The organism is Streptomyces sp. NPDC018026 (assembly GCF_044327745.1).
GTDB lineage: Bacteria > Actinomycetota > Actinomycetes > Streptomycetales > Streptomycetaceae > Streptomyces > Streptomyces rubrogriseus.
Genome location: NZ_JBIRFY010000006.1, coordinates 426,878 through 440,781, shown reverse-complemented (window position 1 = coordinate 440,781; position 13,904 = coordinate 426,878). Strand labels below are relative to the sequence as shown.

The following is a 13,904-nucleotide window of genomic DNA, read 5'->3' as shown; positions in this document are numbered from 1 at the left end:
GGCCCGCCGCCGGGCGGGGGCTACGCCGGGGCGGGCAGCGACCGCTTGAGGAAGTCCACCTGGAGCCGCAGCAGGTTCTCGGCGACCGACTCCTGCGGGGTCATGTGGGTGACGCCGGACAGGGGCAGCACCTCGTGCGGCCGGCCGGCCGCCAGCAGGGCCGAGGACAGGCGCAGCGAGTGGGCGACCACCACGTTGTCGTCCGCGAGGCCGTGGATGACCATCATGGGCCGGTGCGGCTCGGCGGCGTCGACCAGACCGGCGTCGTCGATCACCGAGTTGCGGCGGTAGACCTCCGGCTGCTCGCCGGGGTCGCCGAGGTAGCGCTCCTGGTAGTGGGTGTCGTAGAGCCTGAGGTCGGTGACCGGGGCGCCCACGACCGCGGCGTGGAAGACGTCCGGCCGGCGCAGCGCCGCGAGGGCGGCGAGATAGCCGCCGAAGGACCAGCCCCGGACGGCGACGCGGTTCAGGTCCAGCGGGAAGTCGGCGGCGAGGGCGTGCAGCGCGTCCACCTGGTCCTGGAGCACCACGGCGGCCACGTCGTCCTTGACGGCCTTCTCCCAGGCGGGGGAGCGCCCAGGAGTGCCCCGCCCGTCGGCGACGACCACCGCGAAACCCTGGTCCGCGAACCACTGCGAGGTGAGGTGGGCGTTGTGCGCGGCCACGACGCGCTGACCGTGCGGACCACCGTAGGGGTCCAGGAGGACGGGGAGGGGGGTGTCACCGTGGTAGTCCGTTGGCATAAGCACGGCGCACGGGACGCGTCGTGCGCCCCCTTGGGTGAGGGTCACGCGCGGGGACAAACCCGGGTCTTCCGCATATGACGCGACGGTCGCCGCAAGCTTTCCCTCCCGCAGTACCTGCGCTCGGGATCCCGGCCGGTCGAGCGTCGCGGAGACGAGCACCGTCACGGCCCCCGCGCGAACCGCCGAGTGCACACCGGGCTCCTGCGACAGGCGTTCGACGCCCAGTTCGTTCACCCGGTAGACGTGCACCTCGCCGATCTCCGCCCCGGCCGCCTCCTCGCCCGCCGAGGCGGAGACCAGCACGTCGTCGGCGCCGACGTCCAGCACCGCCCGCAGGTGCAACTGAGCCCCGGTGAGCAGCCGTTCGCCCACCGCGAGCACTCGCGCACCGCCCTCGTCGGCGATCCGTACGAGTTGGCCCGAGGGGCTCCAGCAGGGCACCCCGGGGAAGAGTTCCAGCCAAATTGGATCTTCGTCGGCGTGCACCATCCGGGTCGTCCCCGACTCGGGGTCCACCGCCAGGAACAGCTGGCTGCGCTGGTCGCGCGCCTGTACGAGAAGCAGCGGCGCACCCGCGGCTGACCAGTGCACTCGCGCCAGATACGGGTACCGTGCCCGGTCCCAGAGGACCTCCGTGCGCCCCCCGTCGAGACCGACCGCGAACAGCCGTACGTCCGCGTTGGGGGTGCCCGCCGCCGGGTACGGCACGTGGTGTGGATCACGCTCGGGCCGGGCCGGGTCGGAGATCCACCAGCGCTGGACCGGCGTGTCGTCCACGCGGGCCACCAGCAGGCGGTCCGACTCCGGGCTCCACCAGAAGCCCCGGCTGCGCGACATCTCCTCGGCCGCCACGAACTCGGCGAGCCCGTACGTGACGCCCTCGCCGTCCGCCTCGGCCAGGGCCCTGTCCCCGTCACCCTCGGCGCCCACCACGCGCAGGGCGCCCTGGGCGACGTAGGCGACGTGCCGGCCGTCGGGGGAGGGGCGCGGGTCGATCACCGGCCCGGGGGTGGGCAGTTCGCGCGCGGTGCCGACCGGCAGCTCGGCCACGAAGAGCCGCCCTGACAAGGCGAAAGAGGCCAGCTCGACCGCCGAGTCGGTGGCGTAGCCGACGATCCCGGCGCCGCCCTCGCGGCTGCGTTCGCGCCGGGCCCGTTCCTCGGGCGACAGATGCTCCTGAGCGCCGCCCAGAAGGGCGCGGGGGTCGGCGGCGACGCGCTCCCCGCCCTTCTCGGTATCGAGCACCCACAGCGAATTGGCCCGGTCCGTACCGGTACCGGAGCGCAGGAAGGCGACCCGTGAACCATCGGGTGCCACGGTGAACGAACGCGGCGCGCCGAGCGTGAACCGCTGGGTGCGGGCGTGGCGTTTGGGGAAGGAGTCGGACTCGGTCGTCATGCCTTGACCATATTGGCCATGCGCCCCCTTGTGCGGCCGTGCGCCGAGAGATGCGCGCGCACGGATAGTTATGATCACTAGCGCATAGTGGGTATCAACCAGGTGCCCGCTGCGTGGATTTATCTGCCCCGAGCTCCGACTGCGACCGACCCCCCATGTCCCTGGGCCCATTGGAGGTGAGCCGCCGTGGCACTCTCGATTTCGGCGGTTGTGCTGCTGGCGATCATCGTCGTCCTGCTGGTCAGGAAATCAGGCTTGAAGGCGGGGCACGCGGTGGTGTGCATGCTCCTCGGCTTCTACCTGGCCTCGTCGACGATGGCTCCCACGATCAGTGAGCTGACGACGAACATCGCGGGGGTGATCGGAGGCATCAACTTCTGACGCCGCAACCGACCGGCACGCCGACGGCGTCCCTGTACCCGGAGCCCGAAGAACCCCGGGGAGACGGAGGCGCCGAGGCATGTCGAACGTGATGGGTGCTCTGTTGTGCGGCCTGGTCGGGGCGCTGCTCCTGTGGGCCGGACTGTACGACGCCGCACGGGTGCGCCGACTGCGCCACCACGGGGTCCGCACCACCGGCATGGTGGTCGACAACGTCCGGGTGCGCGACAGCAACAGCGGCCCCTCGTGGGCGCCGATCATCGCCTTCGCCGACCAGCACGGATACCGCGTGGAGTTCACCCCGAGCATGCGCGGGACCGGAATGGGCCTCGCGACCGGCCGCCAGGTCGACGTGGTCTACCTCCCCCACGACCCGCAGACGGCCCGCGTGTTCACCCGGCGCCACATGACCGGCCCGGTGCTGTTCGTCCTCGCCGTGGCCCTGGTGTTCCTCGGCATCGGCGTGGTCATCGCCGTGACGGGCTGACTGCCGGCACACTCAGGTCGGCGTCCGCCGACCGGCCGTCGTTGACGATGTCCAGCAGGGTGAGCCCGAAGGTCAGGGGGATGCCCGGGGAGGTCGTCGTGGAGTCGCCGAAGCTCGAGCGGATGTCCTGCCAGGGATCTCGGTGAGGTCGGACGAGGACGACGAGGACGGACAGGGCCCGCCTGCGGGAGTGGAGCGTGCCCAGGTCGGAGGCGAGTCCCTGGTCGACGACCGCCCGGCGGTGGTCGCGGACGGGCTCCTGCGTTACGGGGACGGGCGGGCGGCCTCATAGGGTGGACCCCATGAAGGAACTCCCCGGCCGGCGTCTGCTGCTGGTGCACGCGCACCCGGACGACGAGTCGATCAACAACGGCGTCACCATGGCCCGCTACGCGGCCGAGGGCGCCCACGTGACGCTGGTGACCTGCACCCTGGGCGAGCGGGGCGAGGTCATCCCGCCCGAGCTCGCCCACCTGTCCGGAGCCGCTCTGGGCGGGCACCGCCGGGGCGAGCTGGCGGACGCGATGCGCGCCCTCGGCGTCGACGACTTCCGGCTGCTCGGCGGGCCGGGGCGGTTCGCCGACTCCGGGATGATGGGGCTGTCCGACAACGACGACCCCGGCTGCCTGTGGCAGGCCGACGTCGACCGGGCCGCCGGGATGCTGGTCGACGTGATCCGCGAGGTGCGTCCCCAGGTGCTGGTCACCTACGACCCGAACGGCGGCTACGGCCACCCCGACCACATCCAGGCCCACCGCATCGCCATGCGCGCGGCGGAGCTGGCCGCCGAGGCCGGGTGCCCGATCGCGAAGGTCTACTGGAACCGGGTGCCGCGCTCCTGGGCCAAGGACGCCTTCGCCCGGCTCCGGGACGACCTGCCCGGCCTGCCGTTCGAGAAGGCGGCCGGCGTCGAGGACGTACCGGGTGTCGTCGACGACGAGCGGATCACCACCGAGATCCGCGGCGAGGGCACCGCGTACGCCGCCGCCAAGGCCGCCGCGATGCGCGCGCACGCCACCCAGATCACGGTCGGCGAACCGTATTTCGTCCTCTCCAACGACCTGGCCCAGCCGATCCTCACCACCGAGTACTACGAACTGGTGCGCGGCGAGCGGGACGGCGGCGACGGACGCGAGAGCGACCTGTTCGCGGGCGTCGCCGGGACCTCCGGCACCGGGGAGGCGACCTCGTGAACAGCCGCAACGAACCGCCGAGCTCCGCACTCGCCCAGCCGCTGCGCCCGCCCTCGCTCGGACGGGCCGCCCTGTACGCCGGACTCTTCGTGCTCGGCGCCGTCCTCGGAGTGGCGGGCGCGCTGCTCCAGCCGGCCTGGTTCCCGGGCGGGCTGCTGCTCGCGCTGGCCGCCGAGGCGGGGCTGTGTGTCGGGGCGGGCCGTGCCGTCGGGCGCCGGGGAGGGGCCGTCGCGCCCGCCCTCGGCTGGGCGCTCGCCGTGGTGCTGCTCACCACCAGCCGTCCGGAGGGCGACTTCCTCTTCGCCGCCGGTGCCGGCTCCTATGTCTTTCTGCTCGGCGGGATCGCCGTTGCTGTGATCTGCGCCACCCTCGCGCCGGTGCGGCAACCGGACGGCGGCCCCGCCCGACTTCGCAAGTGACGTACCACTTCGCCGTGCCGTGGGCGTGGGAGTCCCGTGTGGGTTTCCACGGCGGTCACGGGATACGCGCGAGAAGTGGCCAGTATGGTGGTGCGCGCCGCCGAGCCGCCCGCTGAAGGCGTGACGGGCGGCGGAGCCAACCGGGAGAACCTGCCTTGAGTCGTGAAACTGACAGTTCGTCCTCCGGGCCCCACGGGCGCGGCGGAGCCGCATACCCGTCGGGCACCCCGCCCTACGGGACACCCACGGCTTCCGACGCCGGTGCGGACGCGGGCCGTTCGGCCACGCGACCGGAGGAGCGCAAGACCGAGACGACGCTGACGACCCGGATCCGGATCAACATCCCCGGGTCGCGGCCCATCCCGCCGGTCGTGGTGCGCAAGCCCGTCGCGGACGGCGAGGACGCCGCCGACGGTACGGAGACGACGGGCGAGCGGCCCGCGCCGGCGCCGAGTGCCGCCGCGCCCGAGGCTCCCGCCGAGCCCGCCCAGCCCGCCCAGCCCGCCGAGGAGAAGCCGACGAGCGACTGGTTCGCGCCACGCAAGTCGGGCCCGGGCAAAGGCACTCAGGGCGGCGGTTCCACCAACGGTGCCGGTCTGCCCGCCGGTTCGGCGCCCACCGCCGGAACCCCGGGTGCGGCGGGGGCGCGTGGCGCGGGTCCCGCGGGTGCTTCGGGTGCCGGTGCGCGGCCGGGCGGCGGGAGTGGCCGTCCCGGTGGCGTCGTCGGTTCCATGAACGCACCCGGCGGTGCCCGGTCCGGGTCCGCGGGCGGCGCCGCCCGCTCCGGTGCGACCGGCGGGCCGGTGGCGCCCGGCCACGGTGGCGGCACCGGTTCCTTCGACGTGACCGAGGCGCTGGCGGCCGGTCCGCTGGGCGGCAACGGCAACGGCCCCCGGCCGGGCGCCGACGCCGGTGGCGAGCCGCGCCGTGACGACCTGCCGTACTTCGCGGGCGAGGGCCGGACCGGCCAGGCCCCCGGCGCCACCGGCGGGCAGCAGAACGGCCTGAACGGGCAGTCCCCGTACGGCAACGGGCCCCAGGGTCCCGCCGGACCCACGAGCGGCCCCGCGGGACCGACGAGCGGCCCGGCCACCGGCGCCAGCCGGCTGACGCCGCCCCCGGTCGGCGACCTCGGCGACCTCGGCATGTCCGGCGCTCCCGGGGCTCCGGGCGGCCGGCGCGAGTCCGCGCCGAACGCCATGCGCGGCCCGGGCGGTCCCGGTGGCCCCGGTGGCCCCGGCGCCGGTCCGGACGCCGCCCGCCTCGGCCCCGGCGGCGGGCTCAGCGACGACACCGCGATCCTCACCCCGCAGCGGCCGGTCCCGCCCGGCGCGGGCAACCCGGACAACATCTCCGGCAACACCGTCACCAGCGGCATCCCCGTCGTACCGGGCGAGCGCACCGCGCCGCCGTTCCCGGCCGGGTCCGGCGACGGGCCGATGGCGCACACGCCGCCCAAGCTGCCCGAGCCGGTCTCCGCCCCGCCGGCGAGCCCCGCCAAGCCAGCCAAGAAGAAGGGGCGGGGGAAGCTCCCGCTGCTCGTCGGCGGCCTGGTCGTCGTCGCCGGTGTCACCTACGGCGCCGGCCTGCTCATGAACCGCTCCGACGTGCCCAAGGGCACCACCGTGCTCGGCGTCGACATCGGCGGCGGCACCCGCGACGACGCCGTCGAGAAGCTGGACAAGGCCCTCGGCGCCCGCGCGGCCAAGCCGCTCAAGCTCACCGTGGGCGGCGAGACCGTCTCCCTGAAGCCGGACCAGGCGGGCCTCCAGCTCGACACCCAGGCCACGGCCAGCTCCGCGGCGACCAGCGACTACAACCCGATGTCCGTGATCGGCTCGCTCTTCGGCCAGAAGCGGGTCGTCGAACCGGTCATGCCCGTCGACGAGGAGAAGCTGCAGGCCGCCCTGGAGGACGCCGCGGGCGGGGCCGGGTCGGCGACCGAGGGCACGATCAAGTTCGAGTCCGGCAAGGCCGTCCCCGTGTACGGCAAGGCCGGCCAGGGCATAGACGTGGCCAAGTCGACCGAGGCCGTGCAGAGCGCCTACCGCGCCCAGGTGGAGTCCGGCACCGCCACCGCGGTGAACGTGCCGACGACCACCAAGCAGCCCACGGTCTCCAAGGCCGAGGTCGACCGGATGCTGAAGGAGTTCGCGGAGCCGGCGATGTCGGACAGGGTGACCGTGCAGACCGATGCCGCGCACTCCATTCCGCTGAGCCCCGAGAAGTCGCTGTGGAAGTTCCTCAGGGTCACGGCCGTCGACGGCAAGCTCGTCGACAAGCCCGACCTGAACGCCCTCAAGGAGCTCTACGGCCAGACGTTCGACGGTGTGCTCATCACCCGCGCCAACGGTGAGAAGACGGCCGTCACCCCCCAGGACGTCTACGGCGCCATGCGCCAGGCCCTGAAGAGCAAGACCGACCGGGTGGCCGTCATCGACACCAACCCCAGCTGACGCGGGCACAGGAGCGAGGGGCGGCGCCCGGCACTCGCCGGGCGCCCTCCCTCCGCGGCCCCGGACGACCGGAGTCCCACGGCGGGTGGGCGAAACCTCAGTTCAACATCGCCCGAGCCGCCCGGGCCTCCCTGCGCACCTCCTCGGCGACCGCCTCGTCCACCGCCCCCACCACCTCGGCGTACGCCTCCAACGCCCCGGCGCCCGCCGCGAACTCCCCCCGCTGCACCAACAGCACCGCCCGCTCGTAGCGCAGCCGCGCCGCATGCGCCGGCAACAGCAGCGCCAGCTCGACCGCCCACAGTCCCACCGCCGACTGCTCCGGCCGCGCCGCCGCCCACGCCCGGATGTTGTTCAGCACCCGTGCCACCACGTCCAACGGCGCCGCGGGCTCCAGCATCGACGCCCGCAGCTCGGCCCCCGTCGCCCCGGCGACCAGCACCTCCGCGTCCGTACCGCTCAGCAGCCGCCCCCCGTCGTACGGATCGACCAGCACCGGCTCCTCCGGCGCCGCGGACCCGGCGCCGGACGCCGCTCCCGGCTCGGCCCCGAAGCCGACCACGAAGTGCCCCGGCAACGCGACCCCGTACACCGGCGCCCCGGCCCGCCGGGCCACCTCCAGCCACACCACCGACAGCAGGATCGGCAGCCCGCGCCGCCGCCGCAGCACCTCGTGCAGCAACGACGACTCCAGCCGCTGGTAGTCCGCGGCGACCCCGTGGAACCCGTACCGCTCGCCCAGCAGGTCCCGCAGCGCCACCGCCCAGGCCCGCGGCGTACCCGGCCGGAACGGCAGCTCTCCGGCCAGCCGGTCCAGTTCCACCTGCGCGGCGTCCAGCCCCGCCTCGTCCAGCGCCCCGTCCGCCTCCGCGCCCACCAGCAGGCAGAGCGTGGCCAGGTCGGGACGCTCGGACCGCGCCTCTTGCGCGAACCGCCGCCGCAGTTCGGCCGACCGCTCGGGCGACGGGGGGCGAGGAGGACGAGGAGGACGCATGGCAGGCTCGTGCCCTTTCGGAGGGATGTCTCGGTGGCGGTCTACCGGTCGGCCCCGGCGGCCGCGGGCTCCCGGTAGTGGTGGTAGGCGTGGTGCGCCGCGAAGCCCATCCCGGCGTACAGCGCCCGGGCCCCGGCGTTGTCGGTCTCCACCTGGAGCCACGCCGCCGACGCCCCCTCGTCCAGCGCCCGCCGGGCCAGCGCGGCCATCACGGCCGTCGCGAGTCCCCGGCGCCGCTGCGCGGGGTCGACCTCGACGGCCGCGAAGGAGGCCCAGCGCCCGTCCACGACACACCGCCCGATCGCCGCCACGCCGCCCGCGCCGTCCGTGCCCCCCGGCCCCTCCGCGCGGGGCACCGTGGCGAACCACACCGACGGACCCGACTCCAGGACCCGCAGTGCCACTTCGCTCACCCCCTTGCGCTGGTACCGGGCCAGCCAGGTTTCGTCCGCCTCCCGGGACAGGACCACACCGGTGCCCTCGGCCAGGTCGGCGACCGGCGCCAGTGGCCCGGTCCACACCTCGGCCGTCACCTCCCGGACCCAGCCCCGCCGCTCCAGCTCCGCGCACAGCAGCTCCTGCGTACCGGCGGCGCCGGTGGAGGTCTGGACGTACGCGGGCAGCCCGCGCTCGCCGTACCAGCGGCGTACGGCCGTCAGCGCCTCGTCGAGCGGCAGCCCCGGATCGCCGAGCGGCAGCACGGAGTTGGCCCGCCGGGTGAAACCCCCGGCCGCCCGCAGCTCCCACCCACCGAGCCGCTCGCTCTCCACCGGGCGCCAGGACCGCGCGGCGACGCGCACCAGCTCCTCGTAGGACGCGGCGGGGCCGCGACGGCGGGCCGGGGCGGCCGGCACGACCTTCCCGGCGACCAGGGCGGATTCCGCGACACGGACGGACTCGCCACTCTTTCGTGTGATCAGCAGCACACCATCGGTCCATGATGTGAGAACGCCGACCGTGTCGGTGAACTTCTCACCTGCGACACCAGCTTCGCTCAAGCGCCGTACGGAGACTCGTTTGCCCACGTCAGCAGTGGTGATACGGACCTCAAGACGCCCGGCGGCAGAGAATTCCACGGGTCTGTCCACCCCTCCTGTTCGGATCATGCCCAAGAACGGAGATACTAGGGGCGGGCATCGACGACGCCGCGCTCCCGCGCGCCAGGCGGCGGAGCCTACGGAGGCCCGCCAGCGCCCTATCGAGGAGGAACGACAGCGTGACCTACGTCATCGCGCAGCCTTGTGTCGACGTGAAGGACAAGGCGTGCATCGAGGAGTGCCCGGTCGACTGCATCTACGAGGGCCAGCGGTCCTTGTACATCCACCCGGACGAATGCGTCGACTGTGGTGCCTGTGAGCCGGTCTGCCCGGTCGAGGCGATCTTCTACGAAGACGACACTCCCGAGGAGTGGAAGGACTACTACAAGGCGAACGTCGAGTTCTTCGACGAGCTCGGCTCGCCCGGCGGCGCCAGCAAGCTGGGGCTGATCGAGCGCGACCACCCCTTCGTCGCCGCGCTGCCGCCGCAGAACCAGTAAGAGCGGCCGGCACACGCGCCGCCTCGGTCCCGTACGGCCTGATCACCCCGATCGGCGCCGCACGGGACCGAGGCGTTTGCCGTACCGGCGCCGACGAGGAAAGGGAGCCACCCACCGTGTCATCAGTCTCCGACCGACTTCCCACCTTCCCCTGGGACAAGCTGGAGCCGTACAAGAAGACGGCCTCGGCCCACCCCGGCGGCATCGTCGACCTCTCGGTCGGCACCCCGGTCGACCCGGTCCCCGAGCTGATCCAGAAGGCCCTGGTGGACGCGGCGGACTCCCCGGGCTACCCGACCGTCTGGGGCACGCCGGCGCTGCGGGACGCCATCACCGGCTGGGTGGAGCGCCGCCTCGGTGCCCGCGACGTCACCCACCGCCATGTGCTGCCCGTCGTCGGTTCCAAGGAACTCGTCGCCTGGCTCCCCACCCAGCTCGGCCTCGGCCCCGGCGACAAGGTGGCCTTCCCGCGCCTGGCCTACCCGACGTACGAGGTCGGCGCCCGCCTGGCCCGCGCCGAGTACGAGGCGTACGAGGACCCGACCGAGCTGGACCCGGCGGGCCTGAAGCTGCTGTGGCTCAACTCCCCGTCGAACCCGACCGGCCGGGTCCTGTCCAAGGCCGACCTGACCCGGATCGTCGCCTGGGCCCGCGAGCACGGCGTCCTCGTCGTCTCCGACGAGTGCTACCTGGAGCTGGGCTGGGAGGCCGACCCGGTCTCGGTCCTGCACCCGGACGTCAACGGCGGCTCGTACGACGGCCTGGTCGCCGTCCACTCCCTCTCCAAGCGCTCCAACCTCGCGGGCTACCGCGCGGCCTTCCTGGCCGGTGACCCGGCGGTCCTGGGCTCGCTCCTGGAGATCCGCAAGCACGGCGGCATGATGACCCCGGCGCCGACCCAGGCGGCCGTGGTGGCGGCCCTCGGCGACGACGAACACGTCCGCGTCCAGCGCGAGCGCTACGCCGCTCGCCGCACCGCCCTGCGCGAGGCCCTGCTGGGCGCCGGCTTCCGCATCGAGCACAGCGAGGCCAGCCTCTACCTCTGGGCCACCCGCGACGAGTCCTGCTGGACCACGGTCGCCCACCTGGCCGACCGCGGCATCCTGGTGGCCCCGGGCGACTTCTACGGCCCGGCGGGCGCCCACTTCGTCCGCGTAGCCCTGACAGCAACGGACGACCGCGTTGATGCGGCAGTAGAGCGCCTGAAAGCTTGACTCGGCTGTGGGCAATCGTTCCGCAGGGCGGAACGGGTGGGCACAGCCCCCGACGCCGGGCCACGGCTAAAGACACGCCCACTGCCCCCACGTAGGCAAGCAAAACGCCGGGCCCTGGGAACCCCAGGACCCGGCGCCGTACAAGCCCGGCGCAGCCGCCGTCAGCCGATCGGCAGACCCTGCACCGGCAGCCCACCCTTGCCCAGCGCGTCCGTCGGCAGCCCACCCTCCGTGGCGCTCGCCGCCGTGTCACCCACGATGTCCCCGGCGGAGCCCGCCGCGTCCCCGGCCGCGTTCTGCGCGGCCGGGGTGGCCTTCTTGACGACCGAACCACCGGTCTTGCCGGCCGCCGGCACGGTCTTCTCGACGGCCTTGCCGCCGGTGTCGCCCGCGGTCTCGGTGACGTTCTGGGCCGCGGAGGCGGCGGTGTTGCCGACGTTCGCCCCGTCCAGGGCGGTCAGTCCCCCGAGGTTAGGGGTGGCCGGCAGTTCGGGAGCCGCGCTGGCGGAGCCGGCCGCACCGACCCCGGCAGCCGCTCCCGCAGCGACGAGCAGCGCGGCACGGGCGATCCGGCGGGTCAGGGGGAGGGACATGATGCTCCTTGGGCGTAAGTCGACAACAACGATGGGAATCCGACCGGGCCCGGAGGGCGACCGGAGAGTGATCGACCGGGCTCGGACGCAGTGACTACCGCTCGAGAGCCACGAAGGTTGCGGCGACCCAACGTAAAGAGTTGGTAATGCGTCGCATTATCAGGTGCACAGAAAAACGGGCAAAAGGGCGCCGGTCGGAAAGTCTGCTGAATCCTTACGGCCCTTGATTTTCCTGGGCCGCGACGCGCTCGGGGGTGAGGGTGCGAAAACCCGTGCTCCGCGTCGACTTCGCGCCGACGCGGGTCACTCGCAAAGATGACACTTCGTACGGGCGCCCTACCGGGCGGACGTGATCCGCACCGCTCCCGCCGCCCGCTCCGCGCCCTTGGCGCCCGCGGTGCCCATCGGGTACCACTTGCTGTCGGTGTTGCCCGCGGTCCACTCCCGGCCCGCGTAGGTGACCCGCTGGATGTGCAGCGAGGAGGCGTTGGCCACCGCCCAGTGCGCCAGTTGCCAGCCGCGCCGCCCGCGCTCCTCGGCCGACCCGGAGCCGGTGCCGCCGGTCACCGGCAGTGTCACGGTCCGCTCGTCCGAACCGGCCGCGGGCCGCCGGGACCCGGCGTCGCCGCCCACCTTTGCGCCGGCCGGTCGCAGCACGTCGTGCCCGAAGTCCCGCACCAGCGCCGCGCGGACCGCGTCCGGCCCCTTCTGCGGGGTCGCGCCGGGGCGCCCGTCGCAGGTCAGCGTGGCCGCCGACCGCCCGGTGAGCGCGGCGGCGAGCAACTCGGCGTCCGGTTCGTGCTTGGCGTAGGCGTACGGGAAGGCGCTGCGCTGCACCCGCTGGGCGGCGTCGGTCAGCGGGAGGTCGAGGTAGCCGGGCACCTCGACCAAGTGGTCGTAGAACAGGCCCGCCGAGTAGGCCGGGTCCATGATCTCCTCGGGCTTGCCCCAGCCCTGCGAGGGCCGCTGCTGGAACAGGCCGAGCGAGTCCTTGTCGCCGTGGTCCAGATTGCGCAGCGCCGACTCCTGCAACGCGGTCGCCAGCGCGATCGTCACGGCCCGCTCGGGCAGCTTGCGCGCGGTGCCCACGGCGGTGATCGTCGCCGCGTTCACCGCCTGCTCCGGCGTGAACTCGTAGGTCGTCCGGACGCCCTTGCCGCCGGCCACCTTGCAGCCCGGAGCGCCCCCGCCGCCGGTGACGTACTGCACCGCCAGATAGCCGGCGACCGCGAGCAGGACCATGGCGGCGGCGCCCGAACGGGCGAGGCGGCCACGGCGTTTGCGAGGTGGGGACGGCTGGAGCACGCGTACAAGGTACTGGAGGGTAGGGTTCGGTGTCCGCCGGGTGCGCACCTTGCCCGAAAGGGCAGGGCGTTAGGGTCGGGGCCATGGCCGATACCCCGCTTGACCTCACGCTGGACGCCGCGGAGCTTACCGCGCGGCTCGTCGACTTCCCGTCCGAGAGCGGCACCGAGAAGCCCCTGGCGGACGCGGTCGAGAGCGCCCTGCGGTCGCTGCCCCACCTGTCGGTCGAGCGGTACGGCAACAACGTCGTCGCGCGCACCGCCCTGGGCCGCGCGGAGCGCGTGATCCTGGCGGGCCACATCGACACCGTGCCGATCGCCGGGAACGTCCCGTCCCGGCTGGACGAGGACGGGGTCCTGTGGGGGTGCGGCACCTGCGACATGAAGGCGGGCGTCGCGGTCCAGCTGCGTATCGCCGCCACCGTTCCCGCCCCCAACCGCGACCTGACCTTCGTCTTCTACGACAACGAGGAGGTCGCCGCCGAGCTGAACGGCCTGAAGCACGTCGCCGAGGCGCACCCCGAGTGGCTGGAGGGCGACTTCGCGGTGCTCCTCGAACCGTCCGACGGCCAGGTGGAGGGCGGCTGCCAGGGCACCCTGCGGGTGCTGCTGAAGACCTCGGGGGAGCGGGCGCACTCGGCGCGCTCCTGGATGGGCTCCAACGCCATCCACGCCGCCGCCCCGATCCTCGCGCGCCTGGCGGAGTACGAGCCCCGCTACCCGGTCATCGACGGCCTGGAGTACCGCGAGGGCCTCAACGCGGTCGGTATCACGGGCGGCGTGGCCGGCAACGTCATCCCCGACGAGTGCGTGGTCACCGTCAACTTCCGCTACGCCCCGGACCGCAGTCCCGAGGAGGCCCTCGCCCACGTCCGCGAGGTCTTCGCGGACTGCGGGGTGACGGACTTCGTGGTCGACGACCACAGCGGCGCGGCCCTGCCCGGCCTGTCCCACCCGGCCGCGGCGGCCTTCATCGAGGCGGTGGGCGGCACCCCGCAGCCGAAGTACGGCTGGACGGACGTGTCCCGCTTCTCGGCGCTCGGCGTCCCGGCGGTCAACTACGGCCCCGGCAACCCGCACTTGGCGCACAAGCGCGACGAGCGGGTCGAGGTGGCGAAGATCCTCGCGGGGGAGGAGCGCCTGCGCTCCTGGCTGACGGCGTGATCCACGGCGGCCGCGGCG

The 13,904-nt window shown here is 73.6% G+C and carries 14 protein-coding genes; 9 read left to right on the top strand and 5 right to left on the bottom strand.

The annotated features are described in order from the left end of the window. Window positions 1-20: 20 nt before the first annotated feature. A complete protein-coding gene (locus ACH4D3_RS21700) occupies window positions 21-2,144 on the bottom strand; it encodes a prolyl oligopeptidase family serine peptidase (RefSeq protein WP_398324229.1) in 2,124 nt (707 codons plus the stop codon). A gap of 186 nt (window positions 2,145-2,330) precedes the next feature. On the opposite strand from ACH4D3_RS21700, the gene ACH4D3_RS21695 reads away from it, so the two are divergent. The 6 genes from ACH4D3_RS21695 to ACH4D3_RS21670 all read left to right on the top strand — a co-directional run bounded on the left by ACH4D3_RS21695 (window position 2,331) and on the right by ACH4D3_RS21670 (window position 7,080). After that, window positions 2,331-2,525, top strand: coding sequence for a hypothetical protein (locus tag ACH4D3_RS21695; RefSeq protein ID WP_398324227.1), 195 nt, complete (start codon window positions 2,331-2,333; stop codon window positions 2,523-2,525). A 79-nt stretch (window positions 2,526-2,604) separates the two neighbouring features. Beyond that, window positions 2,605-3,012, top strand: a complete 408-nt coding sequence (locus ACH4D3_RS21690; protein ID WP_398324226.1) for a DUF3592 domain-containing protein — start codon at window positions 2,605-2,607, stop codon at window positions 3,010-3,012. 142 nt (window positions 3,013-3,154) lie between these two features. Continuing rightward, complete coding sequence (locus tag ACH4D3_RS21685) at window positions 3,155-3,304, top strand: hypothetical protein (protein ID WP_398324224.1); 150 nt, start codon at window positions 3,155-3,157, stop codon at window positions 3,302-3,304. A gap of 10 nt (window positions 3,305-3,314) precedes the next feature. Then, on the top strand, window positions 3,315-4,205 hold the full coding sequence (gene mshB, locus ACH4D3_RS21680) for an N-acetyl-1-D-myo-inositol-2-amino-2-deoxy-alpha-D-glucopyranoside deacetylase (protein ID WP_398324222.1): 891 nt from the start codon (window positions 3,315-3,317) through the stop codon (window positions 4,203-4,205). After that, entirely contained in the window at window positions 4,202-4,624 is a 423-nt protein-coding gene (locus ACH4D3_RS21675) for a DUF6113 family protein (RefSeq protein WP_356856493.1), read from the top strand. The genes mshB and ACH4D3_RS21675 overlap by 4 nt, the downstream gene beginning before the upstream one ends. A gap of 155 nt (window positions 4,625-4,779) precedes the next feature. Beyond that, a complete protein-coding gene (locus ACH4D3_RS21670) occupies window positions 4,780-7,080 on the top strand; it encodes a hypothetical protein (RefSeq protein WP_398324220.1) in 2,301 nt (766 codons plus the stop codon). Window positions 7,081-7,177: 97 nt separating this feature from the next. On the opposite strand, the gene ACH4D3_RS21665 is transcribed toward ACH4D3_RS21670, so the two are convergent. Further along, window positions 7,178-8,074, bottom strand: coding sequence for a transglutaminase-like domain-containing protein (locus tag ACH4D3_RS21665; protein WP_398324218.1), 897 nt, complete (start codon window positions 8,072-8,074; stop codon window positions 7,178-7,180). Window positions 8,075-8,115: 41 nt separating this feature from the next. Continuing rightward, window positions 8,116-9,150, bottom strand: a complete 1,035-nt coding sequence (locus tag ACH4D3_RS21660) for a GNAT family N-acetyltransferase (protein ID WP_398324217.1) — start codon at window positions 9,148-9,150, stop codon at window positions 8,116-8,118. Window positions 9,151-9,290: 140 nt separating this feature from the next. Here ACH4D3_RS21660 and fdxA point away from each other — a divergent pair, with 140 nt between their 5' ends. Next, window positions 9,291-9,611 (top strand): ferredoxin, encoded by a 321-nt coding sequence (fdxA, locus tag ACH4D3_RS21655; RefSeq protein WP_003973842.1) that lies wholly within the window; start codon window positions 9,291-9,293, stop codon window positions 9,609-9,611. Between the two features lie 116 nt (window positions 9,612-9,727). Beyond that, window positions 9,728-10,825 carry a bifunctional succinyldiaminopimelate transaminase/glutamate-prephenate aminotransferase gene (locus tag ACH4D3_RS21650; protein ID WP_398324215.1) on the top strand — a complete coding sequence of 366 codons (1,098 nt, stop codon included), beginning with the start codon at window positions 9,728-9,730 and terminating at the stop codon, window positions 10,823-10,825. 161 nt (window positions 10,826-10,986) lie between these two features. Here the strand turns inward: ACH4D3_RS21650 and ACH4D3_RS21645 are convergent, their stop codons facing one another. Beyond that, entirely contained in the window at window positions 10,987-11,418 is a 432-nt protein-coding gene (locus tag ACH4D3_RS21645; RefSeq protein ID WP_398324214.1) for an ATP-binding protein, read from the bottom strand. A 336-nt stretch (window positions 11,419-11,754) separates the two neighbouring features. Further along, the gene (locus ACH4D3_RS21640) at window positions 11,755-12,660 is read right to left on the bottom strand and encodes a heavy metal transporter (RefSeq protein WP_398324377.1); all 906 of its coding nucleotides are present in this window, start codon (window positions 12,658-12,660) and stop codon (window positions 11,755-11,757) included. 146 nt (window positions 12,661-12,806) lie between these two features. On the opposite strand from ACH4D3_RS21640, the gene dapE reads away from it, so the two are divergent. Then, window positions 12,807-13,886 carry a succinyl-diaminopimelate desuccinylase gene (gene dapE, locus ACH4D3_RS21635; protein WP_398324212.1) on the top strand — a complete coding sequence of 360 codons (1,080 nt, stop codon included), beginning with the start codon at window positions 12,807-12,809 and terminating at the stop codon, window positions 13,884-13,886. Window positions 13,887-13,904 lie beyond the last annotated feature (18 nt).

Bases quoted from the DNA above. Each gene is read 5' to 3' on its own strand.
- ACH4D3_RS21700 (WP_398324229.1), bottom strand. From the start codon at position 2,144: ATGACGACCGAGTCCGACTCCTTCCCCAAACGCCACGCCCGCACCCAG.
- ACH4D3_RS21690 (WP_398324226.1), top strand. From the start codon at position 2,605: ATGTCGAACGTGATGGGTGCTCTGTTGTGCGGCCTGGTCGGGGCGCTG.
- mshB (WP_398324222.1), top strand. From the start codon at position 3,315: ATGAAGGAACTCCCCGGCCGGCGTCTGCTGCTGGTGCACGCGCACCCG.
- ACH4D3_RS21665 (WP_398324218.1), bottom strand. From the start codon at position 8,074: ATGCGTCCTCCTCGTCCTCCTCGCCCCCCGTCGCCCGAGCGGTCGGCC.
- ACH4D3_RS21645 (WP_398324214.1), bottom strand. From the start codon at position 11,418: ATGTCCCTCCCCCTGACCCGCCGGATCGCCCGTGCCGCGCTGCTCGTC.
- ACH4D3_RS21640 (WP_398324377.1), bottom strand. From the start codon at position 12,660: ATGGTCCTGCTCGCGGTCGCCGGCTATCTGGCGGTGCAGTACGTCACC.
- dapE (WP_398324212.1), top strand. From the start codon at position 12,807: ATGGCCGATACCCCGCTTGACCTCACGCTGGACGCCGCGGAGCTTACC.